At 71.8% G+C, this 26,806-nt stretch carries 27 protein-coding genes; 14 read left to right on the top strand and 13 right to left on the bottom strand.

The features are described 5' to 3' along the window. Window positions 1-100 precede the first annotated feature (100 nt). Window positions 101-1,468 (bottom strand): S41 family peptidase, encoded by a 1,368-nt coding sequence (locus AB0F88_RS41485; protein ID WP_362697114.1) that lies wholly within the window; start codon window positions 1,466-1,468, stop codon window positions 101-103. A gap of 88 nt (window positions 1,469-1,556) precedes the next feature. Between AB0F88_RS41485 and AB0F88_RS41480 the strand changes: the two genes are divergently transcribed. Together AB0F88_RS41480 and AB0F88_RS41475 are read left to right on the top strand one after the other, a co-directional pair. Next, window positions 1,557-2,210 (top strand): response regulator transcription factor, encoded by a 654-nt coding sequence (locus AB0F88_RS41480; protein ID WP_362697112.1) that lies wholly within the window; start codon window positions 1,557-1,559, stop codon window positions 2,208-2,210. After that, a complete protein-coding gene (locus AB0F88_RS41475) occupies window positions 2,207-3,358 on the top strand; it encodes an ATP-binding protein (protein WP_362697110.1) in 1,152 nt (383 codons plus the stop codon). Before AB0F88_RS41480 ends, AB0F88_RS41475 begins: the two co-directional genes overlap by 4 nt. 193 nt (window positions 3,359-3,551) lie before the next feature. On the opposite strand, the gene AB0F88_RS41470 is transcribed toward AB0F88_RS41475, so the two are convergent. The 3 genes from AB0F88_RS41470 to AB0F88_RS41460 form a co-directional block, all read right to left on the bottom strand. After that, a complete protein-coding gene (locus tag AB0F88_RS41470) occupies window positions 3,552-4,583 on the bottom strand; it encodes an aldo/keto reductase (RefSeq protein WP_362697108.1) in 1,032 nt (343 codons plus the stop codon). A gap of 299 nt (window positions 4,584-4,882) precedes the next feature. Continuing rightward, complete coding sequence (locus tag AB0F88_RS41465; protein WP_362697106.1) at window positions 4,883-5,680, bottom strand: SDR family oxidoreductase; 798 nt, start codon at window positions 5,678-5,680, stop codon at window positions 4,883-4,885. A 78-nt stretch (window positions 5,681-5,758) separates the two neighbouring features. Then, window positions 5,759-7,369, bottom strand: coding sequence for a DHA2 family efflux MFS transporter permease subunit (locus tag AB0F88_RS41460; protein ID WP_362697104.1), 1,611 nt, complete (start codon window positions 7,367-7,369; stop codon window positions 5,759-5,761). A 126-nt stretch (window positions 7,370-7,495) separates the two neighbouring features. On the opposite strand from AB0F88_RS41460, the gene AB0F88_RS41455 reads away from it, so the two are divergent. From AB0F88_RS41455 to AB0F88_RS41440, 4 genes are all read left to right on the top strand, one after another. Next, a complete protein-coding gene (locus AB0F88_RS41455; RefSeq protein WP_362697102.1) occupies window positions 7,496-8,041 on the top strand; it encodes a MarR family transcriptional regulator in 546 nt (181 codons plus the stop codon). 175 nt (window positions 8,042-8,216) lie between these two features. Next, entirely contained in the window at window positions 8,217-8,474 is a 258-nt protein-coding gene (locus tag AB0F88_RS41450; RefSeq protein WP_362697100.1) for a metalloregulator ArsR/SmtB family transcription factor, read from the top strand. Between the two features lies 1 nt (window position 8,475). Then, window positions 8,476-9,120 (top strand): SRPBCC family protein, encoded by a 645-nt coding sequence (locus AB0F88_RS41445; protein WP_362697098.1) that lies wholly within the window; start codon window positions 8,476-8,478, stop codon window positions 9,118-9,120. Between the two features lie 125 nt (window positions 9,121-9,245). Next, window positions 9,246-9,884, top strand: a complete 639-nt coding sequence (locus tag AB0F88_RS41440) for an SRPBCC family protein (protein WP_362697096.1) — start codon at window positions 9,246-9,248, stop codon at window positions 9,882-9,884. 200 nt (window positions 9,885-10,084) lie between these two features. Here the strand turns inward: AB0F88_RS41440 and AB0F88_RS41435 are convergent, their stop codons facing one another. Together AB0F88_RS41435 and AB0F88_RS41430 are read right to left on the bottom strand one after the other, a co-directional pair. Continuing rightward, the gene (locus AB0F88_RS41435) at window positions 10,085-10,765 is read right to left on the bottom strand and encodes a response regulator transcription factor (RefSeq protein ID WP_362697094.1); all 681 of its coding nucleotides are present in this window, start codon (window positions 10,763-10,765) and stop codon (window positions 10,085-10,087) included. Then, a complete protein-coding gene (locus AB0F88_RS41430; protein ID WP_362697092.1) occupies window positions 10,744-11,964 on the bottom strand; it encodes a histidine kinase in 1,221 nt (406 codons plus the stop codon). The genes AB0F88_RS41435 and AB0F88_RS41430 overlap by 22 nt, the downstream gene beginning before the upstream one ends. 234 nt (window positions 11,965-12,198) lie before the next feature. Here AB0F88_RS41430 and AB0F88_RS41425 point away from each other — a divergent pair, with 234 nt between their 5' ends. Then, window positions 12,199-12,600 (top strand): DUF6326 family protein, encoded by a 402-nt coding sequence (locus AB0F88_RS41425; protein ID WP_362697090.1) that lies wholly within the window; start codon window positions 12,199-12,201, stop codon window positions 12,598-12,600. Between the two features lie 204 nt (window positions 12,601-12,804). Next, entirely contained in the window at window positions 12,805-13,299 is a 495-nt protein-coding gene (locus AB0F88_RS41420) for an NUDIX domain-containing protein (protein WP_362697088.1), read from the top strand. Between the two features lie 88 nt (window positions 13,300-13,387). On the opposite strand, the gene AB0F88_RS41415 is transcribed toward AB0F88_RS41420, so the two are convergent. From AB0F88_RS41415 to AB0F88_RS41405, 3 genes are all read right to left on the bottom strand, one after another. Beyond that, complete coding sequence (locus AB0F88_RS41415; protein ID WP_362697086.1) at window positions 13,388-14,020, bottom strand: maleylpyruvate isomerase family mycothiol-dependent enzyme; 633 nt, start codon at window positions 14,018-14,020, stop codon at window positions 13,388-13,390. A gap of 79 nt (window positions 14,021-14,099) precedes the next feature. Next, entirely contained in the window at window positions 14,100-15,395 is a 1,296-nt protein-coding gene (locus tag AB0F88_RS41410; RefSeq protein ID WP_362697084.1) for a DUF6596 domain-containing protein, read from the bottom strand. A gap of 2 nt (window positions 15,396-15,397) precedes the next feature. Beyond that, complete coding sequence (locus AB0F88_RS41405; protein ID WP_362697082.1) at window positions 15,398-15,745, bottom strand: YciI family protein; 348 nt, start codon at window positions 15,743-15,745, stop codon at window positions 15,398-15,400. Window positions 15,746-16,497: 752 nt separating this feature from the next. On the opposite strand from AB0F88_RS41405, the gene AB0F88_RS41400 reads away from it, so the two are divergent. From AB0F88_RS41400 to AB0F88_RS41390, 3 genes are all read left to right on the top strand, one after another. Further along, complete coding sequence (locus AB0F88_RS41400; protein WP_362697080.1) at window positions 16,498-17,529, top strand: LLM class flavin-dependent oxidoreductase; 1,032 nt, start codon at window positions 16,498-16,500, stop codon at window positions 17,527-17,529. Window positions 17,530-17,937: 408 nt separating this feature from the next. Further along, window positions 17,938-18,492 (top strand): hypothetical protein, encoded by a 555-nt coding sequence (locus AB0F88_RS41395; RefSeq protein ID WP_362697078.1) that lies wholly within the window; start codon window positions 17,938-17,940, stop codon window positions 18,490-18,492. A 15-nt stretch (window positions 18,493-18,507) separates the two neighbouring features. Further along, entirely contained in the window at window positions 18,508-19,347 is an 840-nt protein-coding gene (locus AB0F88_RS41390) for a hypothetical protein (protein ID WP_362697076.1), read from the top strand. Between the two features lie 81 nt (window positions 19,348-19,428). Here AB0F88_RS41390 and AB0F88_RS41385 read toward each other — a convergent pair whose 3' ends face one another. The 3 genes from AB0F88_RS41385 to AB0F88_RS41375 all read right to left on the bottom strand — a co-directional run bounded on the left by AB0F88_RS41385 (window position 19,429) and on the right by AB0F88_RS41375 (window position 22,163). Beyond that, on the bottom strand, window positions 19,429-19,833 hold the full coding sequence (locus AB0F88_RS41385) for an ATP-binding protein (RefSeq protein WP_362697074.1): 405 nt from the start codon (window positions 19,831-19,833) through the stop codon (window positions 19,429-19,431). Between the two features lie 256 nt (window positions 19,834-20,089). Next, a complete protein-coding gene (locus tag AB0F88_RS41380; RefSeq protein ID WP_362697072.1) occupies window positions 20,090-21,604 on the bottom strand; it encodes a M1 family metallopeptidase in 1,515 nt (504 codons plus the stop codon). A gap of 196 nt (window positions 21,605-21,800) precedes the next feature. Beyond that, complete coding sequence (locus AB0F88_RS41375) at window positions 21,801-22,163, bottom strand: hypothetical protein (RefSeq protein WP_362697070.1); 363 nt, start codon at window positions 22,161-22,163, stop codon at window positions 21,801-21,803. Between AB0F88_RS41375 and AB0F88_RS41370 the strand changes: the two genes are divergently transcribed. Then, entirely contained in the window at window positions 22,140-22,898 is a 759-nt protein-coding gene (locus AB0F88_RS41370) for a TetR/AcrR family transcriptional regulator C-terminal domain-containing protein (protein WP_362697068.1), read from the top strand. The two genes, AB0F88_RS41375 and AB0F88_RS41370, sit on opposite strands and share 24 nt — an antisense overlap. Before the next feature lie 457 nt (window positions 22,899-23,355). Then, complete coding sequence (locus AB0F88_RS41365) at window positions 23,356-25,281, top strand: amino acid transporter (protein ID WP_362697066.1); 1,926 nt, start codon at window positions 23,356-23,358, stop codon at window positions 25,279-25,281. On the opposite strand, the gene AB0F88_RS41360 is transcribed toward AB0F88_RS41365, so the two are convergent. Then, window positions 25,179-26,195, bottom strand: coding sequence for an EamA family transporter (locus AB0F88_RS41360; RefSeq protein ID WP_362697064.1), 1,017 nt, complete (start codon window positions 26,193-26,195; stop codon window positions 25,179-25,181). The two genes, AB0F88_RS41365 and AB0F88_RS41360, sit on opposite strands and share 103 nt — an antisense overlap. Window positions 26,196-26,233: 38 nt before the next feature. On the opposite strand from AB0F88_RS41360, the gene AB0F88_RS41355 reads away from it, so the two are divergent. Next, window positions 26,234-26,737 (top strand): MarR family transcriptional regulator, encoded by a 504-nt coding sequence (locus AB0F88_RS41355; RefSeq protein WP_362697062.1) that lies wholly within the window; start codon window positions 26,234-26,236, stop codon window positions 26,735-26,737. The last annotated feature ends 69 nt before the right edge of the window (window positions 26,738-26,806 follow it).

Genomic DNA, 26,806 nt, shown 5'->3' with positions numbered 1-26,806 from the left:
CCACCCGCACCTCCGTATGGCGCCCGCATCTCCGTCCTAGTCTACTGACCCGGCGAGACCCGCCGTGGGGGTGCCCCGCGGGCGCCCGCGGACCACCGGACTACAGGAGCGAGAGCGCCTTGGCCACGCCCGGGTCGCGCCCGGTGGCCAGGTCGAGGGCGGTCAGGGGAGCGTGGTGGTCGACCGGCACGCCGATCGTGTCGATGATCTCGCGGTCGGGGCCGAGGTGCCGGACCCTGGGCAGCAGCAGGACGCTGCCGTCGTCGAGGAGGAACGCGGCGGCGGGACCGGAGACGGCTCCGGCGGTGCGGGTCCCCACGAGAGTGCCCAGGCCGTTGCCCCTCACGGCCGCGCTGAAGTCCTCGCAGGCCGAGGCGCACCCGCGGTCGGTGAGAACGACCAGGCGCAGGCCGAGCAGTGGAACGCTGTCGTCGGTCCTGTTGGGCACGCAGTCGCCCTTGGACGGGCAGAAGTAGCTGGTGACCTTGCCGTGCGCGAACGCGCCGAGCAGCCGCGTCACCTCGCGAGGCGATCCGCCGCCGTTGCCGCGCAGGTCGAGGACGACCGCCTTCGGTGTGTCCTTCAGCTTGGCGATGACCTGGTCGGCGGCGCCCTCGTAGAACCCGGGCAGCTGGACGTACGCGACGCCACCGGGCAGTGTCCTCGATGTCACCGCCGGAGGCTGCCGCGTGATCGGGCCCTCCTTGAGCTCGACCGTGCGGATCCGTCCCGTCGTGGGGCGCTTGAGCGTGATCCGTACCGGGTCGGCGGCGACGGCGTCGACGAAGCCCTGGTTCACCTTGTCCCCGAAGAACGGCGGTATGCCGTTGACCTTGACCACGATGTCGCCGGGTCTGATGTCGGCCTTGGCCGCGGGGCTGCCGGGCAGGACGCGGGTGATGAACAGCGGAGGCCGGGCCGCCGGGTCGAGCCGGGGCCCCTGCAGGGCGGAGACGCCCACGATGCCCGTCCCGGCGGGACCGCCCTCCGGCGGCGGGGACGGCCTCTCCCAGCGGGCGTGGTTGTCGTGCAGCCCGGCGACCATGCCGGTGATCGCGGCGCGCAGCGCCGCTGGGTCACCGGTGCCCAGGACCTTCGCGAAGGCGGCCCAGTCGGTGTCGCGGCCGCCGGTCAGCGCGGGCAGCTGGAGATCGGCCCGGTCGGCGCCGCGCCGCATCAGGTCCTGGGTGTAGGCGGCCAGGGCGTTCTTCAGCAGCTCTCTCGAATCCAGGGCGGGGCCGCCGTAGTAGTTGTCCAGCACGCAGAAGTAGGCCTGCCGGAGCGTGTTCACCGAGGTCGGCGGCGCCGATTCCGGCGGCGGAGCCGTGGCGGGCGCGCAGTCCCCGTCCGGGGCGGCCGGTGAGGACGAGGGCTTCGGCCGGGGCGACGGGTCGGCCGCGAATGCCGGGGCGGGGGCGGACAGGGAGCAGGCCGTCACCAGGACGGCCGCACAGAGGGTTCTGATCATGAACGTCAGCGTGGCCGGAAGCGGGTTTCGCGGCGGTGAACGGATCGGTTAACGCCGCTGTTACCCCCGTTCGAGTAAGAACGTCGGCATGCGGGTTCTGGTGGCCGAAGACGAACGTGACCTGGCCGATCTCGTGGCGATGGGACTGCGCCGCCACGCCATGGCCGTCGACGTGGTGTACGACGGTGCCGCGGCGGCCGAACGGCTGGCGCTGCACGACTACGACGTCCTCGTGCTGGACCGGGACCTGCCCAGTCTGCACGGCGACCTCGTGTGCGGTGAGCTGGTGGCGCGCGGGAGCCGTACGCGGATCCTGATGATGACGGCGGCGGCGTCGGTGCCCGAGCGGGTGGAGGGTCTCGGGATGGGCGCCGACGACTACCTGCCCAAGCCGTTCGACTACGCCGAGCTGGTCGCGCGGGTGAAGGCGCTGGGGCGGCGCAGCCGGTCGCCGGTACCGCCGGTGCTGGCACGGCACGGGATCGTGCTCGACACCCACCGGCTCCAGGCGTCGCGGGACGGGCGGCACCTGCACCTGTCGCTCAAGGAGTTCGCCGTCCTGGAGGTGCTGATGAGGGCGGACGGCGCGGTCGTGAGCTCCGAACGGCTGCTCGAGGAGGCCTGGGACGAGAACGCCGACCCGTTCACGACGGTGGTGCGGGTCGTGGTCAGCCGCCTGCGGGCGAAACTGGGCGACCCGCCGTGCGTCCAGACGATTCCCGGCGCGGGGTACCTGCTGTGACGACGGTCCGGGTACGGCTCACGCTGGCCTACTCCGGGCTGTTCCTGCTGACCTCGGTCATCCTGCTCGTCACGGTCAACCTGCTGCTGGGCCGGACGCTGCGCACGCGGATCGCGCGGTTCCCGGTGCCGCGGCCCCCCGAGCCGCCGGCACCGGTGCCGGGGATGGGGATTCCGGAGGATCGGCCGATGCCGGTGCCGCTGCCCGACCTGGTGGACGACGTCATCGGCTACCAGTGGGAGGTGACCGCGCTGACGGTCGGGATCCTGGCGGTGGTGTCGGTGGTCGTCGGATGGCTGGTCGCCGGGCGGATCCTGCGGCCCGTCCACCGGATCACCGCCACCGCGCGGCGGCTGTCCCTGTCGAACCTGCACGAGCGGATCGCGCTCACCGGGCCGAAGGACGAGCTGAAGGAGCTGGCCGACACGTTCGACGCGATGCTCGACCGCCTCGAACGCTCGGTCGAGGGGCAGCGGCGGTTCGTCGCGAACGCCTCCCACGAGCTGCGCACCCCGCTGGCCGTCCAGCGGGCGGCGATCGAGATCGGCCTTCCCGAGGACGTCGGAGAGATCCGCGACAAGCTCCTGTTCCACAACCGCCGCACCGAGAACCTCATCGACGCCCTGCTGGTCCTGGCCCAGGCGGAACACGGCCTGGAAAGGCTGAGACCGGTGGCCCTGGACCAGGTGGTACGCCTCGTCCTGGCCGAAGAGGGCTCCGGCGACATCACCGTGACGGCACGGACGGAGCCGTTCGTCGTCCACGGCGATCCGATCCTGCTGAACCGGCTCGTCACCAACCTCGTCGACAACGCGGTCCGCCACAACCGTCCCGGCGGAACCGTCGAGGTGACGCTCGCCGACGGGGTCCTGACCGTCAGGAACACCGGCCCCAAGGTGCCGGAGGAACGTTTCGGCGACCTCTTCGAGCCCTTCCGGCGCCTGCACACGACCCGGGAGCAGGGCGCCGGGCTCGGGTTGTCGATCGTCGCGTCGATCGCGAAGGCGCACGGGGCCGGCGTGCGGGCGAGCCCCAATCCGGGGGGCGGGCTGGAACTCGTCGTGGCGTTCGCCGGACCCCGGGACCGGAGGCGGGAAACCCCGCCGGGCCGAACCGAACCCGCCCGCCGTACGTCGTGGCGGACATGATGACGCGCGTACTCGCCGTCGCCGCGGGAGCGGCCGCGCGCCGGGGCGGCCGTCGAGGACGACAGCGGCTTTGCACGGCTGCTCGGGCGCCCGGGCGGGGACGATTCCGGCCTCGTGGGCCACCACGGCCGCCGCCGCCCGGTTGCCGACGGCCAGGCGGGCCAGGATCCCCGGAGACCTATGGCCCGGAGACCTATGGCCCGGAGACCTGTGAGCGGACGCGGGGCCGCGTGAGCGCCTCGCCGAACACCCGCGGATCGGCCTCGCACTCGGCGATGAAGTCACCGGGGAATCCCACCTCGAACCCCGTCGCCGACTCCAGGCGCCGGACCGCCTCCTCGGGGAGGACGACGTCGATCGAGCCCAGGTTCTCGGTGAGCTGCTCGACGTCTCTCGCGCCGACGATCGGGTGGACGGCGGCGGAGCGGGCGCGGGTCCAGGCGATCGCCACCTGGGCCGCCGTGACGCCCAGGTCGCCCGCGACCTCCCGCACGGCGCCCGCGACCGCGTGGTCCCGCGCGGTGAGGGAGCCGGGGTCGACCCCGGTGGCCCCCTCCGCGGCCGCCTGGCCGGTGAACTTCCCCGACAGCACGCCGCCGGCGAGCGGCCCCCACGCGGCCACGCTCATCCCGAACGCCTCGGCCATCGGCAGCAGCTCCCGCTCGACGTCGCGCCTGAGCAGGTTGTACGGCACCTGCAGGCCCGCGAACGGCGTCCAGTCCCGCCACTCCGCCAGCGTGTTGGCGCGGCTGATCAGCCAGGCCGGGGCGTTGGACATGCCCACGTAGAGGATCTTCCCGGCGCGCACGGCGTCGTCCAGCGCCCGCATCGTCTCCTCCACCGGGGTGTGGCGGTCCCAGATGTGCACCCAGTGCAGGTCGATGTGGTCGGTCCGCAGCCGCCGCAGGCTGCGCTCCAGCGACAGGGTGAGATTCTTGCGGTGGTTGCCGGCGGCGTTCGGGTCGTCGCGGTCGCGGGAGAGCGTGTACTTGGTGGCGACGACGAAGCGGTCGCGGCGGCCGGCGAGGAGCTCGCCGAGGATCTCCTCGCTCTCGCCGTACGCCGAGGCGGTGTCGATGACGTTGCCCCCGGCGTCGGCGTAGGTGTCGAGCATGGCCCGGTACTCCTGCGGCACGTCGGAGCCGCCGCGCTCGTAGAAGGTCATCGCGCCGAAGAACAGCTCGGACACCCGCAGCCCGGTCCGGCCCAGTGGTCGGTAACGCAAGGAAGTTCCTTTCCGGTGGTCGGTGTTCGTGGAAGCCGAGCTCGCAGGCCCCGTGGCCCTATGGCTCCGAGGTCCTGCCGGAACCGCCCCGCCGGAACGGGGCCGGGTGGTTCAGCGGCCGGCTGGTCGGGTACGCGATCTCGCCGTCGGTGAATGCGCTCATGGGGCCGAGCCTGGCAGCCGGGACCGCGCCCGGGGAGGCCGCGGTGAGACCAGCCCCGGCAGGGCCACGATCCCGGCGCCGCGAGGGAGGGACCCGCACGTGCGGCGGCCGGAAACCCCCCGGCGGGAGGTGGACGTCAGTTGCCTCCGGCGACGTGGACCACGCTGCCGGTGATGTTGCCGTTGGTCGCGGACGCGAGGTAGAGGACGATGCCGGCGACGTCCTGGGGCGTGGAGATGTGACCGGCCGGCTTTCCCCTGTTCAGGAAGCGTTTGATCTCCTCCGCGGACCTGCCGGCGAGGTCCTGCCTGAACTCCTCGGGGACCCGCGCGAGGAAGCCCCTGGTGACGGTGGGGCCGGGGGCGACGACGTTGACGAGGACGCCCTCCGGTGCCAGCTCGGTGGCCAGCGTCCTGCTCAGCCCGTGCATGGCCATCTTGCTCGCGACGAACGCCTCGTCGCCGCCGCCGCCACGCTGGACGATGTCGGCCGAGATGAAGACGATGCGTCCCCAGCCCCGCTCCTTCATGCCGGGCAGGGCCGCCTGCACGGTGTGGAAGGAGCCCTCCACGTCGGCGCGCAGCGATGACCGCCACTCCTCGACGGAGACGTCCTCGAAGGCGACCGGATCGACCTTCGTCCCCGGAATGGCCGAGGCGTTGACGACGAGCACGTCCACACCGCCCCACTGCGCGGCGACCGTGTCGAAGGCGGCGCGGATCGACGCGGGGTCGGTCAGGTCGTACCGAACGATGATCGCCTCACCGCCCTGTCCGGCCACGTCCTGCGCCACCCGCCGCGCGCCGTCCTTGTTGCGGTGGTACGTGATCGCCACTCTGGCGCCCTCGGCCGCGAACGCGGCGGCGAGGTGAGCGCCGATCGAGCCGCTGCCGCCCGTGACGAGGACGACCTTCCCGACGAGACCGAGATCCATGCCGACACACTCCTTCTGTCTTTGTGGTTGACGGGCGAGTTTTTGTGGTTGACGGGTGAGGACGGGTGAGTGGGGGCCTCACCGCGGTGCCGGTTCCCCCTCGGGGGCGGTGAGCGTGGCGGGGCCGGGCCGCTTGGCGGCGAGGCTCAGCAGGCCCGCGACGACCACCACCGCGGCGCAGACCAGCAGGGTCCATCGCAGCGCGCCGACGAAGGCGTGGTCGAAGGCCAGCTGGGCGCTCTCCCGCATCTGCTGGGCGAGCCGGTCGCTCACCCCGGGGGGCGGCCGCATCCGGCCGGCTCCCGCCTCGGCGCCTGCGGCCGCAGCGGTGACCGCGTCGACGAAGTCCTCGCGGTACCGGCCGGGGAACCGCTCGGCCTGGCGTCGCGCCTCGGCGCCGAGCCCGGCGCTCAGGCGGTTCTGCAGGACCGCGCCCATCGCGGCGATCGCGATCAGGAAACCCAGCTGGCGGATCGCGTTGAAGGCGCCCGACGCGGCACCGGTGAACTCCTCCCGCACGTCCCGCATGGCCATGGTGACGGTCGGGGCGAAGGCGGCCGCCTGGCCGATCCCCGCCAGGACGAGCGGCCCGAGCAGCGCCCACCGGCCGGAATCGGCCCGCGCTGTCACCGCGATGAGCACCAGGCTGATCGGATAGAGGGTGAGCCCGCCGATGAGGACGTACTTCCCGCCGATCCTGTCGATCAGGAAGCCCACGACCGGGAAGGAGACCATCATCGCGAGCGCGGTCGGCGCGAGCGTGAGCCCCGCCTGGAGCGCGCTGAGGCCGAGCACCCGCTGCAGGTGGATGGTGAGGGTCAGCGACAGCCCCATCATCCCGAAGGAGACGGCGACGATCACGAAGCTCATCAGGGAGAAACCGCGGTCCCGGAAAACCCCCAGGGGGAGCAGCGGCTGCCGGGTCCGCGCCTGGGTCGCCAAAAACACCGCCAGCAGCACCAGGCCGGTCCCGATGACCATCGGGACGGTGAGGAAGGAGGTGATCGTCCCCCACCCGTACCTGTCGCCTTCGAGGAGCCCGTAAGTGATCGCGCCGAGCGCGGCGGTCGCCAGGAGCGCCCCGGTGAGATCCAGGTGGGGACGCCCGCCCGGGCGTGTGCCGGGAATGAGGACGAACGCCATGACGACGGTGACGATTCCGATCGGCACGTTGACGTGGAAGATCCAGCGCCAGCCGCCCTCGGCGACGAGGAGCCCGCCGAGCGTCGGACCGGCCAGCCCGGCCAGCCCCGCCGTGACGCCCCACACCGCGCTGGGCAGACCGCGCCTGTCGGGCGGGAAGACCGTCGTCAGGATGGTCAGGGTCTGCGGGGTGATCAGCGCGGCGCCGACGCCCTGCGCGGCGCGGGCGGCGATGAGCTGCCAGGGTTCCCGGGCGGCCCCGCACAGTGCCGACGCGACGGTGAAAAGGATCATGCCCGCGATGAAGACGTCGCGCGGTCCGACGATGTCGCCCATCCTGCCCGCCGTGATCACCAGCGCGGCCGTCACGAGGATGTAGGCGCTCATCACCCACAGGGCCTCGGTGATCGTCGCGTTCAGGTCCGTGAGGATGTCGGGGATGGCGATGTTGACGATCGTGGTGTCCAGGACGGTGATGAAGGACCCGACGCAGAGCGTCGCCATGACGGCCCAGGGGCTGCCGCGTTCGCCCACTCCGCTGCCCACTCCTCGCACCTCCTCGGGAAGACCCGGATCCCGGGAATCGCCTCGGTGGGGCCCGGGAGGGGTGTGTTGCCGGAAAGATCGGTATATGATTCGACTGTCGAGAAGTCTAGTAGTTAGAAATTTTAAATGTCAAAAGAAAAATGGAAGTCCCTGGTGGACGAGGTCCAGGTGGCCATGATGGAGCTGCAGAACGTCTCGGACGCGGTGGACGAGGCCGCGGCGGCACGCCTGGGGATCAACCGGACCGACATGCGCTGCATGGGGTGCGTGTTCGCGCTCGGTCCGATGACGGCGGGGGAGCTGGCCGTGGCCGCGAAGCTGTCCCCCGGCGCGGCGACCATCGCCATCGACAGGCTGGAGCGGGCGGGGTACGCGCAAAGGGTCCGGGACCAGCGGGACCGGCGGCAGGTGCGGGTGGTGCCGACGCCCCAGGCCGAGCGGGTCGCCCAGGAGATCTGGGGTCAGCTGAGCGAGGAGGACGAAGCCGGGCTGGCCGGTCACACCGAGGAGGAGCTGGTGCTCATCCGGGACTTCCTTCGGGCCACCGTCACCCGGCACGCCCGCCAGGCCGACCGCATCCGGCACGGACAGGTCATCTCCGAGGAGACCGGCGCGCCGGCGGCACCGGCGGCACCGGGGCCAGAACCGGGGGCCGGGCCCTCCCGGCCGTGACCCCCGGCATTAAGAAACCGCAGGTCAGTGGACTCAAGGAGAGGGTCCGGGAACGCGTCCCCTCTGCTCTGGGAGCTCATCGGGCGTTCTGCGGGTCAACCTGTGCGGTGCCGCCGATGCGGCGCCAAGATATCAGTCTTTACTTATATAAGTGTAGGCCGGTACGATCTCCGTCGTGCACGTGTTCGACATCCTCGGTGACCCCGTGCGCCGGCGCGTTCTGGAGCCGCCCGCCGACGGTGAGCGGACCTCCGGGGCGATCACGGACGTCATCCGGGCCGGGTTCGCCATCCCCCAACCGGCTGTCTCCCGGCATCTGCGTGTGCTGCGTGACAGCGGGTTCGCGTCGGTGCGGGCCAGGGGGAAACCCACCCGGCAGGCCGGGTCCGGCACCGATACGGGCAAAACCGATCCACCACCGACAGAGGTATGACATGAAAGACGTACTGGACGAGCTGGCCGCCGTGCACCGGGCGATGGGCAACGGCAAAGTGCCCGCCGGCGAGGCGTACACCGTGGAGCTGCGGCGTCGATACGACGCGGAGATCGACGACGTCTGGGAGGCCGTCACCGACCCCGAGCGGCTGCGCCGCTGGTTGAAGCCGGTCACCGGGGACCTTCGGCTTGGCGGAAAGTTCGAGTTGGACGGCGGTGAGCACGGCGACATCCTCCGCTGCGAACCGCCGCGTCTGCTCAAGGTGTCCTGGCTCTACGGACCGGACGCCGACGCCTGGCCCGGCACGAGCGAGGTGGAAGTGCGCCTGGCCCCGGGCCCCGCCGGCGACACGGAGCTCGAGCTGATCCACGCAGCGTTCATCGGGGAGCCCTCCTTCCCCACCTACGGACCAGGCGCCGGCGGCGTCGGCTGGGACCTGGCTCTGCTCACCCTGGCCCGATTCTTGGCCGATGGTGAGATCGCCGACCACGAGGAGTTCGAGAAGTCGCCCGAAGGGCGCGAGTTCAGCCGGCGCAGCGCCGCGGCCTGGGGCCAGGCTCATTTGGCCGCCGGTGGCGAACCGGAGCACGTCGCGGCCGCAGTCGAGGCCACCACCAAGTTCTACGCACCCGACCCGGCCTGACATCCCTGCCGCGGTGGGCTGACCGGCGCCCTCGGCGCTCGCACCCACGATGAGGATGACGAATCACCAGGCGGAGGGCCGCCCCCACGCTGCGTAAGCTCATCAACGCGTACCGAGATTGCACGGTGAACGCACCCTCCGGCACCCAACCGCAGGTCACACGGCTGCCCTTTACTTTACGGGCACAGAATGCAGTGCCCTCAGCCGAGGAGCACGACGAGCAGTACAAAAGCACGTTGTCCCACACTCAGAAGGAAAAGAATGACGCGCCCATGAAATACACCGTCTCCATCGAGATCGCCCTGCCGCGGGAGAAGGCGGCCCAGCTGCTCGCCGACCCGGCACACCTGCCGAAATGGCTGCGGGGCCTGGTGCTGCACGAGCCGCTGAGCGGGGAGCACGGGCAGCTCGGCACCACGTCGCGGGTCGTGATGCAGATGGGCCGGCGGAAGATCGAGTGCACCGAGGTCATCACACGCCGGGAACCGGCAGACCTGCGCGAGATCCCGAAAACGAGCCTCGTTCACTTCGACCGCGAGATCGTCGGCGAGGGCATGTGGAGCGCCGTGCGCGAGCGGCTGACCGAAGCCGGCCCGGAAACGACGCTCTGGGAGAGCGAGAACGAATATCGGTTCAGCGGCTTTCCGATGAAGCTGGTGGGAGTTCTGATGCCCGGCGCCTTCCGCAAGCAGTCACAACAGCACATGCAGGACTTCAAGGCGTTCGCCGAGCAGGGAAAGGACGTCCGCGAAGCGACGGACTGATCTGCCGTAACCGGTCAGGTGTCGGGTGGCGTGGCGTGTCGATCTTCCCTTCGTTCGTCGATGACCGCTGGGGCAAGCTCCACCGGCGCTGTCTGGAGACGACCGTTGCCGAAGGCGGCGAGGCCGCGGGCCGGCCCGGTGTCCGGGCACACGTCCCGGCCGCTGAGCACCTTGCCGGGACCGGGCCGCCGGGGTGAGGGTCAGCCGGTCAGGTCGGCGTCGTGGGCGAGCAGGGCGATCTGGGTGCGGTTGTTGAGGTCGAGCTTGTCGAGAATGCGCGAGATGTGGGCCTTCACGGTCGCGACGCTCATGAACAACTCGCCGCTGATCTCGGCGTTGGACCCGCCCCGGCCCACGGCGACGGCCACCTCCCGTTCCCGTTCGCTGAGCAGGCTCAGCACGCGTACGGCGTGCTGCCGCCGGGCGGCGGCGCCGGTGTCGGCGACGTGGGCGATCAACCGGCGGGTCACCGTCGGCGACAAGATGGGCTCCCCGGCCGACACCCGTACGATCGCGCGCAGGATCTCGGCGGGCGGCGTGTGCTTGAGCAGGAAGCCGCAGGCCCCGGCGCGCAGGGCGCGTAGCACGTACTCGTCGGCGTCGAAGGTCGTCAGCACGACGACCTCGGGCGGGTCGGGCCGGGCACGCAGCAGCTCGGTGGCGGCCAGGCCGTCCAGCACGGGCATGCGGATGTCCATCAGCACCACGTCCGGGGCGCAGGCCTCCACCGCGGCGGGCACCTCGGCTCCGCAGGCCGCCTCGCCCACCACGCTCAGCTCGGGCGAACCGCCGATGATCATCGCCAGGCCGGCCCGTACCAGCGGGTCGTCGTCCACGATGAGAACCCGGATCACGGCGTTCACCTCGGCCACGGCAGCCATGCCCACAGCCGGAACTCACCCGCGGCGGTCGGGCCGTACTCCAGCCGTCCACCGGCCAGGCCGGCCCGCTCGGCCAGGCCGATCAGGCCACTGCCGCCGCCCGGGATCCCGGCGACGGCGGTGGCGCCGGCCGGGTTACGCACCTCGACCGTCAGTCCCTCCCCCGCCGCCCCGCCGACGGCCACCGACACCTGGCCGTCGCGGCCGTGCTTGCGGGCATTGGTCAGCCCTTCCTGCACGATCCGGTACGCGCCGCGCCCGATCGCCGCGGGCGCGGCCGCCGGTTCCCTCACCTGGCAGTCGAGGAGCACCCGCATGCCCGCGCGCCGTGACTGATCGACCAGGTCGGGAAGATCGGCAAGGGTGGGCTGGGGCCGCTCCGGCGCCTCCTCGGACCGGTCGAGGCCGGCGCGGAGCATGCCGATGACCTCGCGCAGTTCCTCCAGCGCCCGGTGCGCGCTGTCGCGGATCACCCCGGCGGCCCGGGCGACCTCCTCGGGCGCGGCGTCGGGACGAAGCTCCAGCGCCCCGGCGTGCAGGCTGAGCAGGGACAGGCGATGGGCGAGCACATCGTGCATCTCCCGGGCGATCCGGTCGCGTTCGGACCGGCGGACCTGGGCGAGGTGCAGTTCCCGCTCGGATTCGACCCGCCGGGCCCGTTCGCGCAGGGACTGCCGCCGGGCGCGTACGAACATCCCCCAGGCGAGCACCGCGGCGACGCAGGCGAAGCCCAGCAGGGCCTGCCACCAGGGCGGCACCGGGACGTCCGGCCGGACCAGCGGCGTCAGGAACGGCACCAGCAGGCACCCGGCCACGATCGGGCCGGCCACCGTCACGCGCCGGTGCGCCGCGACGGTGAACAGCGCGATCAGCGCCACCCCCGCGGCCGACATCGAATAGACGCTGAACGCCACCACGACCGCCGCGAAGCCGACCGGCCGGCGCCGGCGCAGCCACACCCCCAGGCAGCTCAGCCCGCCGAGGGCGGCGTCCACCGCGAACGGCACCGGTGCGGGATGCCGGCCGAGGCCTTCCACCGCGTTGAGCGCCGTGAGGCCGATGGCCAGCAGGAACAACGCCACATCGGCCGCCCAGTCGCGCCTGGTGCGTCCGGCCGGGCGCGCCGGGACGGGCTCGGGGCCGCCGAGCGCGCCGGCGGGGAGCAGGATCCGATGGCCCAGGTCTGCCGGGGTCGTCACGATCAAAGGGTACGGCCGCCCCCGCTCCGGCGGAATCCGACCAAAGTAGATCCCGTACCGCCGACCTTCGGCCATCCGGGCGCCGACCTGTGGCCGTAGCGATGCGCCCGCCCGTCGCGCCAGCCTGTCCCCATGACCGGTACGGGCGGCTTCCGTCATCGCCGGCAGCCGCGCGGAACCGGCCGGGAATCCCCGGACCCCCGTTCAACGACCCAGAAAGGGGCCGAGGCCGAAATGAGTGACGTGCGAGCAAGACTCTCCACCCTGTGGATCGTCGTCATGTTCACCATGCTCTACGCGGATGTCCTCAGTTTCCTGAACGCCGGATTTCTGCGGGGGCTCATGGCGGGGCATGCCGAGGGCGTTCCCGTCACCCCGCTGCTCCTGGTGGGATCCGCGGTCATGGTCGAGATCCCGATCGTGATGGTGGTGTTGTCGCGTGTGCTGAGACCGGCGGTGACCCGGCGGGTCACCTTGGTGGCGGCCCCGCTGACCGCGGCGTTCATCATCGGCGGCGGATCGGCGAAACCCCACTACCTGGTCCTGGCCACCGTGGAAGTGGTGTGCCTGGCCGTCATCCTGCGGCAGGCCTGGCGCATGGACACCTCACCCGCCGTGAGCCGTCCTGCGCGATGAGGCTTCGCCGTCGGCGGCGGCCTTACTCGCGGGCCAGGCCAGAGCTGCGGCCGAGCGAGCCGCCGACGTTGCAGGCGCCGGCGCCGGGCGCGTACAACGTGCGGTGTGTTTCCGGTGTACTCCGGCCGTACCGGTTCGCAGCCGCTCGACGTGGTGGGGTGATCCCAAGCCGGGTTGTCGGTGGCGCCTGCGACCGTGTGCTGCATGGGTGAGCTGATCGAGCGGGTGGACGAACAGGACCGCGTGCTGGAAGTCGTGGAGCGCGCAGAGGCGGTGCGTCGGCGGTGGACGCATCGGATCGCGACGACGATCTGCCGCGATCCGACGGGGCGGATCCTCGTGCTGCGCCGAGCCGAGGGGCATGTCCGCTTTCCCGGCCACTATGACGTGATGGTCGGCGGCGCCGTGGGCGTAGGCGAATCGTATGAGGACGCGGCGGCCCGCGAACTGGTCGAGGAACTGGGCACCGGCGTCCCGGTCCGCCCTTTGTTCAAGTTCCTGTGCCAGGACGGGATCAGCCCTGTCTGGTTCGGGGTGCACGAGGCCCTGATCGCCGAGCCGTTGGCTCCAGATCCGTCCGAGATCGCTTGGCATGCCTGGCTCACGGAGCTCGAACTGCGGAAGGTGGTCGATCGAGGGCCCTTCGTCCCAGGTGGGCGAGAAGCCCTGCGCCGATATCTTGGCCGCCCGGCTCAGTGACGAACAGCCGCTCCCCAGCTGATGCCTCCTCGGTTGCAGTGGGCATCACCGGCACCCCTTGTAGAGCTCTCGCCTGCAGAACTCTCGCCTACAGAGCGGCCGCGACCCGCTCGACACCCGGACCTGACAGGCCCGCGAGCCCCGCGGCCCGCCCGGTCGCCAGCAGGAGGAGATCGCCCGCCGGGCCCCGGACCTCGTCCGGGCCCTCGCCCGCCGCCCAGTCCAGGTCGGTGGCGACCAGTCTCGTGCCGCGTAGACGCCTGGGAGCGCCGTAGAAACCGGTCCCCAGGACGCGGCCGAGCCCCGCGACCGCCCGCTCGGCGGGCATCTCCCGCACGCGCCCGAGCGGGCGCGCGATGTCCTGCCCGTGCACCAGCACGTCGACGAGCGTGTCCAGCGGACGGGAGCCGAGCCCGCGGCGCCGCGAGCCGGCCGTCTCGCGGAGCTGCGCGACGAGCTCCGCGGGCCCGAACCTGGCCGCCCGGTCCCGCGCCTGGTCGGCGAAGACCCGGTTGATGTCGCCGCGCGTCCGGATCACGCCCCTGAGCGTGTCGAGGAACAGGGTGTGCGTGGACAGCGTCATATGGGCGGCCACGTCGTGCACCGTCCAGCCGGGGCACAGGGAGGCCACCGCCCACTCGTGATCTTCGAGCTCGCCGAGCAGGGCGGCGAGGCCGAGCCGTTCGTCCGCTGTCCAGGAAAAGATCTCTTCGTCGTCCATGTACGGCTCTTCTCGGTCGTGTGCGTGGGTGATCGGTCGTGTGCGTGGGTGATGGCGACGGCCTGGAGGTGTCCCGCCGTCAGGTGCCGGCCGTGCCGCCGGGATCGGATGTCTCGACCGCGCCGAGCCTGCGCAGCAGGTGCGCCCGTTCGGGGTCGGTGCCGGCCAGGTCGAGCGCCTCCCGATAGGCCGCGGCGGCCTCGGGGAGGCGTCCGAGCCGGTGCAGCAGGTCCGCCCGTGCCGTCGGGTAGGGGTGGTGGTCGCGCAGCCGAGGCTCGCCGGCCAGCTCGTCGAGCAGCGCCAGGCCCGCCTCCGGCCCGTCGCGCATCGCCACCGCCACGGCCCGGTTCAGCGCGACCACCGGGGACGGCGCGAGGGCGAGCAGCACGTCGTAGAGGGCCACGACCTGCGGCCAGTCGGTGGTCGCGACGTCCGGGGCCTCGTCGTGCAGGGCGGCGATCGCGGCCTGCACCCCGTACGGGCCGGGCGGCCCGCCGGTCAGCGCGACGAGCACCAGGTCACCGCCCTCCTCGATCATGGGGCGGTCCCACCGGCGGCGGTCCTGGTCGTCGAGCAGTACCAGCTCGCGGCCCGGGCCGGTGCGGGCCTCGCGCCGCGCGTGGACCAGCAGCATCAGCCCGAGCAGGCCGGCGACCTCCCGCTCGGCGGGCAGCAACCGGCGCAGGATCCTCCCCAGCCGGACGGCCTCCTCTGCGAGGTCGAGCCGCTGCAGGTCCGGGCCCGAGCTGGCCGCGTAGCCCTCAGTGAAGATCGAATAGATGACCTGGAGCACCCCTGGCAGGCGCTCCGGCAGCTCGTCGGCACCGGGCACGCGGAACGGGATGCGGGCCTCGCGGATCTTCCTCTTAGCCCGCACGATCCGCTGGGCCATCGTCGCGGACGGGACGAGGAAGGCCCGCGCGACCTCGGGCGTCGTCAGCCCGGCGAGGCAGCGCAGGGTCAGGGCCGTGCGATCGTCGGCCGGGAGGGCCGGGTGGGCGCAGGTGAAGAACAGCCGCAGCCGCTCGTCGGGGAGATCGCCGTCCGCGTCCGCGGGCGGGGCGGGGTCGGCCCGGTCCGCCTCCACCTGCAGGACGGCGAGCCGGGCGGCGTAGGCCCGGTCCCGCCGCAGCCGGTCGACGGCCCGGCGCCGCGCCGTCGTCAGCAGCCAGGCCCCCGGCTTGAGCGGAACCCCCTCGACCGGCCAGTGCACCAGCGCCGCCTCGACGGCCTCGGAGGCGACCTCCTCGGCCAGGTCGAGATCGCCGAAGCGGCGGACCAGGGAGGCGAGCAGCCGGCCGCGTTCCTCGCGGAACACCGACTCCACGGACGACCTGGCATCGGTGGCCCGCTCGTGCGCCGCCCCGCCCGTCACCGTCAGACCTCGAACTCGTCGATCGGCCGCACCACGACCGATCCGCCGTAGCGCGCGCCGGGGCAGCGGGCGGCCCAGTCGAGCGCGACGTCGAGGTTCGGCACGTCGATGACGTCGTAGCCGCCGAGGATCTCGCGGGTCTCGGCGAACGGCCCGTCGGTGGTGACGATCCGCTCGCCCGCAGGGCCGATCCGGATCGTCGTGGCGGTGCTCACGTCCTTCAGCGCGTGCCCGGAGACCAGGACCCCCGCCTCCTTCAGCGCCTTGTCGTAGACCACCCACTCCTCGAAGTCGCACTGGTCGTCCCCGTCGGCCGTCGCGGCACCGTACATCAGCAATATGTACTTCACGATCTGGCTCCTTCGTGTTTTCGCGTTCCGTGGTGTTCCCGCCCGGCGGGCGTACACCATGACGACGAACGGGGCCCGGCCGGATCGACACGCCCCGGAGATTTCCCGGAGATTCCCTTCGGCCTCGCCGCACTCGAGAAGGGCTCAGGCCGGGGACGGTGCTGTTCGATCCGCTTCTGGCCGTGTCCGGCGGGTCCCGCTCGTTGCCGTTCAGGTGTTGACGACCACCATCTTGCCCCTGGCCTGGACCGCGTCACCTGCCCGGCCTCGGAGTTCCGCGCGGGCAGGCCCGGTCCCTCCGGTTCGGCGCGCTGTGCGCCGAGTCGGGTCTGATCCGGGCCAGTGCGCTCGCGTGCACCTCATGAACCGGTCTTTCCGGCGTCCCGGCCGGTCCGGCTCCGTAACGGCCGGGAACGAGCGCGAAACCTTGACGGATTCGGCGCGTGATCTCTAGCCTCGCGAAGCGACCGGCCGGACACGAGATCCCCGAACGAGTGCTCCTCGTCGACGCCCTGCCGCGGAACCGGCCGGGAGAGGTCACAGAAAGGGAACCGCGTGGCCTTCTCCGCGCCGCGACGGGTCAGGGGGAGGGCGTACGAGATGTCGGTATCTCCGGTAGGCGGGCGGGAGTCCTTCACCCGGCCGTTCGAGATGATGGAGCTCCGGGCCGCGATTCCACGCCGGAGCCTGCCGGGGCCGAGGTGGGGGGCACGGCACAGTCGCCGGCCCGTACGTGAGAGAGCGTGAGCAGGATGCGGATCGGAATCTTCCTGGTCGCGGCGGGCTTCCCCGGACGGCCGCAGGGACAGGTGCTGCGTGACTGCGTGGAGGCGATCGAGGTCGCGGAGGAGGCGGGATTCGACGACGCGTGGATCGCCGAGCACCACTTCATGTCGTACGGGGTCTGCCCGTCGGCGGCCACGCTGGCGGCCGTGGCGCTCGGGCGCACGCGGGCGATCGGGGTGGGGACGGCGGTGAGCGTGCTGTCCACGCAGCACCCGGTGGCACTGGCGGAGCAGGCGGCGATGTTGCACCACCTGTCCGGCGGGCGTTTCACGCTGGGGGTCGGCAGGGGCGGGCCCTGGGTCGACCTGGAGGTGTTCGGCACCGGCCTGGCGAGGTTCGAGCGCGGCTTCGCCGAGTCACTCGACCTGCTGTGCCGGGCCCTGGGGCGGCGCACGGTGTCGGCCGAGGGGGAGTTCTTCCGTTTCCGCGAGGTCGCGATGGTGCCGGCGGCGTCGATGCGGCCCGTGGTGGCGTGCACCTCACCGGAGACGGCGCGGCTGGCGGCCGAGCGGGGGCTGCCGATGCTGCTCGGCATGCACATGGACGACGCGGGCAGGGCGGCGATGCTCGCCGGATACGACGCGGCACGCCCACCCGCGCCGCCACTCCCACCGGAGGCGGATGGTGAAGCGGGCACGGGTGCGGGTGCGATCCGCCACGTGGCCGCCGTCGTCGGGCACGTGGCCGACTCGACGAGGGCGGCCGTGCGGGAGGTGAAGGCCGCCATGCCCGGCTGGCTGGAGCCCGGCCTGGCCGGGTACGTGCCGGTGGACGGCCGGCGGCGGCCCGTGCGGGACGTGGGGGAGTACGTCGACTTCCTGACCGGGGTCCATCCGGTGGGGGACGCCGGCCACTGCGTGGAGACGATCCGGCGCACCCGCGAGGTGACCGGGCTCGAACACCTGATCCTCATGGTCGAGGGCGCGGGCGAGCACGCCCGCACCCTGGAGAACATCCGCCGGCTGGGCGCCGAGGTGCTGCCCGGGCTCGGCGGCTGACACCCGCCGGGCCCGATCATATTTTGATCTACATTGTAAAGGCGGGCAGCGGGTGTCCATCCCGTCCCGCACACCCAAAAAACCTTCGGCTCCCCAAGGTCCGGCGATTCTCCGTGCGAAACCCCCTCCGTTTCCAGCCTTTGGGTAATCGCCGTTGAATTCCCGCTAAAGCTATTCTCCTGCCGCCTATCGGGATATATGTGAAATCGCATGTCTTATAGCAACAAAACGCTGCCAAACGATTTTAATTTTCTTGACACGGCGGAATGGCGATGACACTTTTACTTACGCTCGGCGCGCCGATCGAGGTCAGCGCCGTGCGCGTTCTCAACCGCCGTCAGGGGCGCGCCCGTCAGGGGGTGCGCGGAAATCCCTGATCCCGCTCGACCCAGCTCGGAGGTGCGGTTCATGCGTAACCCTTTTCGCAGGATCTCCACAACGGCCGGCATCGTGGGCGCGATGCTTTTCGCGATGTCCCAGACCTCTGCGATCGCGGTTCCGGAGGGGTCCGCCCCGCCGCCCGTGCCCGCCCCGGTTCCCACGCCCGCCCCCGCGGGCGGCGAGGCGGGTTCCCGGAACTCGGGTTCCCCGGAGAACGGCCGGGCGCCTTCCGCGGTGTGCTTCTTCCAGACCATGGGCGACTACGTCCACATCTCCGGGTCCGCCTTCGAGGCGTCCGGGCACGGCTGGTGGGTCAACGGCAACTGCAACGCCACGCTGGCGATCGTCACGGTCCAGCTGCAGCAGTACTACGCCGACGGCACCTGGAGGAACGCCGGTACGGCGGGCAGCGCGACGGTGAGGTCCGGCGGCGGGGCCGGCAACCGCGCGACCGGGCGCGCGGTCTGCGCCAACGGCAGCCTGACGGGGTGGCGTAGCGTCGTCGACGTGGACCTGGTCGGCCTGGCCGACGACCCGGGCAAGCTCTTCACCCCGGGGCAGAACATCTACTGCAGGCGATGACGCGGGAGGGGCGACGTGAGTATCAGACCCGACAGCACCATGTTCGCGGCTTTGTACGGCGAGCTGGTGGTGCACCCGTGGCGGGATCCTCTCGTCGCCTCCTCCTTCTCCTCGGACGCCTACAGCCTGTTCGTGGCGAGGTCGTCCGCGATGGGGTGGCTCACCGAGGCCGAGGAGAACGCGGTCGGCGGCCTCTGGGGGATGAACGACGCCGGTCACGACCCGGCTCCGGCTCCGGCCCCGCGGTCGCGGCCGCCGCGCGTCGCGTGGTTCCAGGTGTCGCTGACCGGACCGGTTCCGGACGGACGGCCGTTGCCGGTGCAGGCGTTCCTGTCGTGCGCGGACGACGTCGTGGCGCGTATCGGCACCGCTCATCTGCGGGCGGTCCGGCTTTTGCTGCCCGTGCAGAGCCTCGACGCGCCGGCGGGCGCGTCGTCGCGGGCGGGTGCCGTGCTGCCCCTGCTCCAGGACGCGGGCTGGTTCGCCGACGGTGACCCGCGCCTGAGAGCACGGGTGCGGGTGACGCTGGACGGCGGGCAGGATCCGTCCGTCCGCTCGGCGGCGCCCGGGATACTCCGGTGGGTGCGGGAGTTCGACCAGGACGTCTTCCGGTGCGACGCGGTCTCCGTGACGGACGACGACGATCTGGTCCTGGAACCCGCCGTCATCGACGAGGTGTGGCTCGGGCCCGCTCATCACCGGGTCACCTTCCACGGCACCCTCGCCGAGTGGTCGCTGGAGGCGCTGGGGTGGCTGGCCGCCTTCCTCGCCGACGCGGGTTCCCGGCACGGGGTCGTCACCCCGTTGATGCTCACGGCCGGGCTCTCCGCGGAGCCTGATACGGGCTTGGGCTGAGTCCGGCGGCGGTCCGTGCGGGAAGCGCGGGCTCGCCGGGCCCGCGGGACGGCGGGCGCCGCCCCGCGGGCGCCGGCCGCTCTATCCGGCGCCGGAGGTGGCGTACAGGCGCATCCGCAGCCGGACGCGGGAGCGGCCACCGCTCTGGCAGATGGTGAACTCGTCGCAGAGCCGGCCCATCAGCCACAGCCCGAACCCGCGGACCGCGCCGGGGCCGGGCCGGCGGCGGTCGGCCTGGTCGGGGGTGAGGCGTCCGGCGTCGTCGACGACCTCGACGACGAGGTCGCTCTCCTCGCGCCAGACGCTCACGCTGCCGGCCGCGTCGCCGTGTTCCAGCACGTTGATGACGGCCTCGTTGGCCGCCAGCAGCAGGTCGTCGCGCCGCGTCCCGGCCAGCCCCACCTGGCTCATGTGGCGGTACAGGTGCCGGCGCAGGCCGATCAGGTCGGTGCTGATCGGCCAGTGGTCCCGCTGCTCGGTGTGCATGTCCGGTTCCCCTTACGTGAGTGCCGTCCGTGGCGTTCAGCGGGGGGCTACCGACGTGTCTGCCAGGATCAGAACGGTCGCTGTGAAAGTCGTGCAAGGGGTACTACCCGTTCTGACCTGCTCAATCATCGATTCGCGGTGGGAACGCTCCATCCCCAGGTGAGGTGGTCCGAATCGTGCCGGTGCCGCCGTCGCCCCCGAGGCTGACGGCGGCACCGGCGGCACCGGCGGATGCGGGGGCCTGCGGGGAAGCCGGTTACGCCGTGGGCTTCCAGTCCGGGTGGCCCGGCATCGGCGGGGTCTTCGCGTCGTAGATCCAACCGTTGACGTAGCCGGTCAGGTCCTTGCCGCTCACCCGGTTGGCGACCTTGATGTAGTCCCGGGTGTCGGCCGAGCGGCCGCGGAACTCGGCGAAGAAGGTCTTCTCGATCCGCTGGAAGGTCTCCTCGCCGACCATCTCCCGCAGGCCGAACAGCATCAGCAGGCCCGCGGTGTTGGTGCCGACCAGCACGTCCCGCGCGTGCTTCATCTTTCCCGGAGGGCCCGACTCGACGCGCTTTTCCCCGTCGAATTCGTAGCGGGCGCGCAGGCCGCGCGAGGGGTCGTCGAGGTCGCGCCAGCCCTTCTCCGCGGCGTACAGGAGCTGGTAGAACTCGGCGTGGCCCTCGCTGATCCACATCTGGTTCCAGTCACGCACCGCGACGGCGTCGCCGAAGTACTGGTGGGCCAGCTCGTGGACCATGGTGATCGCGTCGTCCCGGGTGTCCTGCGTGGTCACCCGGCCCTGCCGGTCGGTGCCGGTCAGGTTTTCCACGGCGTAGGTGGAGATGGTCGCGCTCTCCAGGGCGACGCCGTTGTAGTCGCCGGGCACGCCGAGCACGCCGTAGGTCTCGAAGGGGAAGGGGCCGACCTGCTTTTCCATCCAGGCCATCTGGCCGGCGATGTCGTCGACGAGGGCGCGGGTCTTGGCGGCCTGTGCGGTGGCGACGTGGCTGCGCAGCGGCAGGCCGTGCGGCCCCGTGCCCTTGATCAGGGTGAAACGGCCGACGGCCGCCTGCACGACGTGGGTCGGGATGGGATCGCGGGTGGTGAAGACGTGGGTGACGCGCCCGGCCTTCTGCGTGCGCGAGCGGAGCGTTCCGTTGGCGACCGCCTGCAGGTCCTTCGGGGTGGTGATGCGGAAGGTGACCTTCGCCTTGTCGCCGGGATGGTCGTTGCCGGGGAAGTACAGGTGAGCTCGGTCCGGCTGTCCCATGACCGCGAAGCCGTCCTTCTTGTCGACCCAGGCGGTGCGGTGCGGTTTCTCGTCCTTGGGGAAGGCGGGGGACTGCGGGTTGGCGGCGCGGTCGACGCGATAGGAGACGTCCACGCGGAACGGCCGGCCTCGGGGCAGCACCCGCCCGGGTGTGATCAGCAGTTTCTCTCCCGCGACGCGGAAGCCGGCGGGGCGGCCCTCCACGGTCACCTTGGTGATCTTCTCTACCGCCGCGTCCAGGCTGAAGCCGGACAGGGAGTGCGTCGCGGTGGCCCTGATCCGCACCGAGGCGTCCATCTTCGTGGTGCCGCGGCGGTAGTCGTAGCTCACGTCGTAGGAGTCGACGTCGTAGCCGCCGTTGCCCAGGTAGGCGAAGAGCGGGTCGCCCGCGCTTCGCGCGCCCGGCGTGGCGGACGCGGGCGGTCCGGCCAGCGCGCTCGCGCCACCGCATCCGGTCAGCGCCATCGCGGATGCGGTGACCGCGGCCAGCGCGCTGGTCATTCGAAAAGAGAACATGGCCGTCATCCTTCGCGAATCGGACATCGGTCCCGTCGAGGCCGCGTATGCGCCGGCGCTCGGTCACGTATCGGCCGGGTATCCGCCGTCCCCGCCGTCCCCGCCGTCCCCGGCCGGAGCGGTGCGGCGGCCGGCCGGTCGCGTTCTGCGAGGGTGCCCGGGGCGGGAGCCCTCGCGCCCCGGCCGGCGGGGGCGGTCAGGCGAGGAGCGTCGCGGCCAGGGCGAGGACGGAGGCGCCGAAGACCACGACGTGCCGGACGTTCTGCAGGGTCCACGTCCAGGCGGGGAAGCCGTTCTCGGCCGCCTTGAGCAGGGCCGGCACGTCGACGCGGGCCAGCATCGGGTCGCCCTTGCGCCGGAAGGCGGCCCGTACGGACGTCTCGGCCGTCAGCTGGCTGTAGAGGATGAGGCAGTTCCCGGCCAGGACGAGGGACTGGAAGGTCAGGGTCAGGGGCCGGGCCCAGTCGCCGCCGAACAGGTTGAGCCCGGCCAGCGCCACCATCACCGCGGCCACCGTGGCCGGGACGGCGGTCTCGTGGCCGCCGGCGTCGAACCTCATCCCGTTCTCGGCCAGGACGGTGGTCCGCACCCCCTGGCGCTCCAGCTCTGCCTCCGCGCCGGCCATCGCGGTGGCCCCCCGTACCTGGGCGGCAGGCTCGGCACCGCCGCGACGGCGGTCTACTGGCACGTCAAGAACAAGGACAACCTCATCCTGCTCGCCGGCGACCGCGTCTGGGACGAGGTCGAGCTGCCCGACCCGGAGGCGGTCGGCTGGCGCGCGGCGGCCACCACGATGGCCACCGGCCTGCACGCGATGTTCAGCCGCCACCCGTGGCTCGTCCAGGCCTTCGGCTCCCACCTGTTCCACGGTCCCGGCAAGGCGCGCCACGACGACCACAACCTGGCCGTCTACGAGGCGGCCGGCTTCGCCGGCGCGCGGGCGGACCGCGCCGCGGCGACCGTCTTCACGTTCGTCCTGGGCAACGTCCTCGGCGCCTCGGCCGCGGTCTCCCTGGCCAGGCGGCTGAGCCGGGACGGCGCGGACGCCGAGACGCTGATCCAGGACACGATGGCCAGGGCGAGCGAGGTCGCCATGGGCTTCCCCCGGCTGCGCACCCGCCTTGAGACGCCGACGGCCACGGACTACACCGCCGCCCCCGACCGGACCTTCGAGTTCGGCCTCCAGGTCCTCCTCGACGGCCTGGAGGGCCGGCTCTCCGGCCTCCCGGAGCAGCGGGACGACGCGGCGCCCGCTTGGCCGCCCTGCGGCGGCGCGAGCCGGCGCGAGGTCTAGGGCGGGGTGCGGACCCGGAAAAGCGCGACACGGCCGGCGCCCGAGCAAAATAGGGCGAAAACGGCTGAATTCGGGCGAACCGGTGTCAAGAACGCGTATGGATCCGCATGATTTTCTAGGCGCCCGGCGGCCGGACCGGTAGGGAATATGGGGTGTCTTGTCTCCCTCTCCGGTTGTTCCTCCCGGTTCTTCTCCCGCGGCGACCCCTCCCGGCCGCGCCCCGCCGTCCGGAACGCCTCGCCGTTCCCTCACCGGCCGGTGGCCACCGGCCACGCCGCCCCCGTACCGGACACCCCTCCCGGCGGACATTCCTCGATCACCCGCTCTGATCCCGCGGCCGCAGGACGTGACCGGCGGCAAGGGCCGGACATCGGCACCCGGCGGCCGGCGGCGCGACAGCGCGCCGCCCACACCCGTCAGGAGCAGGGCAACGACGTGAGCGCAGGGAGAGGGAACAGTGGCAGGTACGTCGGCATCGGCGCGGGTGGACTCGAGGCTGCGGGGGTGGTTGCTGCAGGGGCTGCAACGCTCCGACCCCAGGACCAGCGGCCCGCACCACGAGGAACCACCCGAGCGCCGGCATTCCTGGTGGCAGGTGATGTGCCTGACCGGGGTGGACTACTTCTCCACCCTGGGCTACCAGCCGGGCATCGCCGCGCTGGCCGCCGGCGCCCTCAGCCCGCTCGCGACATTGCTGCTGGTGGCGCTGACCCTGTTCGGCGCGCTGCCGACCTACCGGGCGGTGGCCGGGCAGAGTCCCCACGGGCTGGGCTCGCTGTCGATGCTGGAGCGCCTGCTGCCCGGCTGGCGCGGCAAGCTGCTGGTGCTGTTCCTGCTCGGGTTCGTGGCCACCGCCTTCATCGTGACCATCACCCTGTCGGCGGCCGACGCCACCGCCCACATCCTGCACAACCCCTTCGTGCCGGAGTTCCTGTCCGGCTGGCAGGTCCCGGTCACCCTGGCGCTGATCGCCGCACTCGGCGGGGTGTTCCTGGTCGGGTTCAGCGAGGCCATCTCGATCGCCGTCGTCCTGGTCGCCCTCTACCTGGTGCTGAACGTGGTCGTCCTGGGCACGGCCCTGCACCGGGTGCTCGCCGACCCCGCGCTGGTCACCGGCTGGGGTGAGGCGTTGGCGGCCGAGCATTCCAGCCCGCTGGCGATGGTCGCCGTCTCGCTGTACGTGATGCCCAAGCTTGCCCTGGGCCTGTCGGGCTTCGAGACGGGCGTGGCCGTGATGCCGCTGGTCAAGGGGGACCTCGCCCAGAGGATCGGCGGCGCGAGGAAACTGCTGACCACCGCGGCGATCATCATGAGCGTCTTCCTGATCGCCTCCAGCTTCGCCACCACCATGCTCATCCCGGCCGGTGAGTTCGCCGAGGGCGGCGCGGCCAACGGGCGCGCCCTGGCCTATCTGGCGCACGAGTATCTGGGCGACGGGTTCGGCACCGCCTACGACCTGTCCACCATCGCGATCCTGTGGTTCGCCGGAGCCTCCGCGCTGGCCGGGCTGCTCAACATCGTGCCGCGCTACCTTCCCCGCTACGGCATGGCCCCCGACTGGTCGCGCGCCGCCCGGCCGATGGTGCTGGTCTTCACCGCCATCTCCTTCCTCATCACCCTGTTCTTCGGCGCCGACGTGGAGTCCCAGGGTGGCGCCTATGCCACCGGCGTGCTCGCGCTGATCCTGTCGGCCGCCGTCGCGGTCACCCTGGCCGCCTGGAACGACGGCCGCACCCGCGTGGCGGTCTCGTTCGGGATCATCACGCTGATCTTCGCCTACGCCACCGTCGCCAACGTCGTCGAACGCCCCGACGGCCTGGTGATCGCCCTGCTGTTCGTGCTGGCCATCGTGATCACCTCGCTGATCTCCCGGGCCACCCGCTCCACCGAGCTGCGCGTCACCAAGGTCACCATGGACGACCTGGCCCGCCGCTACGTCAGCGAGTGCGGAGAGATCCGGCTGATCGCCAACGAGCCGCACGCGCGCGACTGCAAGGAGTACGTCGACAAGGCCCGCGAGGCCTGGGAGCTGCACCGGCTGCGCACCGGCGAGGGCCTGCTGTTCTTGGAGGTGAGCGTCTCCGACGCCTCGGAGTTCGCCGGTGAGCTGCACGTCGTCGGCGAGGAACGCCACGGGTTCCGCATCCTGCGGATGGAGAGCCCCACCATCGCCAACGCCATCGCCGCCTTGCTGCTGTACCTGCGTGACCAGACCGGCAAGACCCCGCACGTCTACTTCCACTGGGCCGCCGAGGGCAACCCGGTCGGCGCGCTGCTGCGCTACCTCGTCTTCGGCGGCGGCGACATCCCGCCGCTCACCCGCGAGGTGTTGCGCCAGGCCGAGCACGAGACGGCCCGCCGCCCCCTGGTCCACGTCGGCTGAGACCGGCCGCGCCCTCCTCCTTCCGGTCGCGAAGGCCGCTCGCGGTCCCGCAGGAGGGCGGCGAGGCGGGTCGCGGCGGGCTGCCCGAGGAGGATTCCGAGGCCGACCAGGGCCAGCCCGCAGAGCTGGCGCGCGGTGAGGGCCTCTGCGGTGACCGTCGTGCCGAGCAGCACCCCGGTCACCGGGTTCAGCAGCCCGACGAGTCCCACCGTCGCCGCCGGCAGGTGGCGCAGTCCCGAGAACCAGGCGGCGAAGGCGAGAGCCGTCGCGACGACGGTGACGTAGCCGAACCCGAGGAGGGCGGGTCCCTCCAGCGCCGGCGGCGGCCCCTCCAGCGCGGCGGCGAAGGGCAGCAGGACCAGCCCTCCGGCGATGAGCTGCCAGGAGGTCGACGACAGCGTGCCGGCGCCGGTGGTCCATCGCTTGGCCAGCACGTAGCCGAACGACGACATCACCATGGCCGCGACGGAGGCGAGCACGCCGAGGGCGTCGACGGCGGCCGTGCCGGTGAACAGCATGAGGCACACCCCCGCGATGCCGACGCCCGCTCCGGCCAGGTGCGCGATCCGCGGCCGTTCGGCGAGCATCGACCAGGCCAGGAGCATCATCACCACGGGCGACATCGCCATGATCGTCGAGGCGACGCTCGTCGGCAGCAGCTGGGCCGCGAGATAGATCAGCGCGAAGAACGCGCTCATGTTGAGCGTTCCCAGGACGAGGGACTTCCACCACCACGACCCGTGCGGGAGCCTCCCGCTCAGGAGGAGGAGCAGGAGCCCGGCGGGCAGCGCCCTGATGGCCGCCCCGTACAGCGGGTAGCCGGGCGGCAGGAACTGCTGGGTGACGAAGTAGGTCGTCCCCCACGCGACCGGTGCCGTCGCCGTGACCAACGTCCAACGAAAGGTAGCTTCCATGGAAGGAATATAGCTTCCCGGGAAGCTATGCTGGGGGCATGAGCGAACCTCTGGATCATGTCGCCCGCATCCAGCGGGAGTGGGCCCGTGAGCGCCCGGATGTGGACGTGAGCCCGCAGGGGGTGATCGGGCGCCTGCACCGGCTCGCCGGGCACCTCACCGAACAGCTCTGCGTCGTCTACCGGCGGTACGGGCTGGGGGAGGGGGAGTTCGACGTCCTGGCCGCCCTGCGGCGCGGGGGGGCGCCCTTCGAGCGCGCCCCCGGGGAGCTCGCCGCCTTCACCATGGTCACCACCGGCGCGATGACCAAGCGCATCGACCGGCTCGAACGCGACGGGCTCGTCACCCGCCGGCCGAGCGAGAGCGACGGCCGGGGGCGGGTGGTCGCGCTCACCGCCGCGGGCAGGGAGCTGATCGACCGGGCCTTCACCGAGCACATGCGCAACGAGCACCGCCTCCTGGAAGAGCTGTCTCCCGAGGAGGCGGCCCTGCTGGAATCGCTCCTCACCACCTGGCTGGCCCGTTTCGAGGCACCTCGATAAATAAATCTACATTGTAAAGGCGTTCGGCCGGTGCCAAGATCATTTACAGCGGACTGAAGACCCCTCTCC

This window comes from Streptosporangium sp. NPDC023963, from assembly GCF_040639135.1.
Classification (GTDB): domain Bacteria; phylum Actinomycetota; class Actinomycetes; order Streptosporangiales; family Streptosporangiaceae; genus Streptosporangium.
This window is presented reverse-complemented; position numbering and strand designations above follow the sequence as displayed.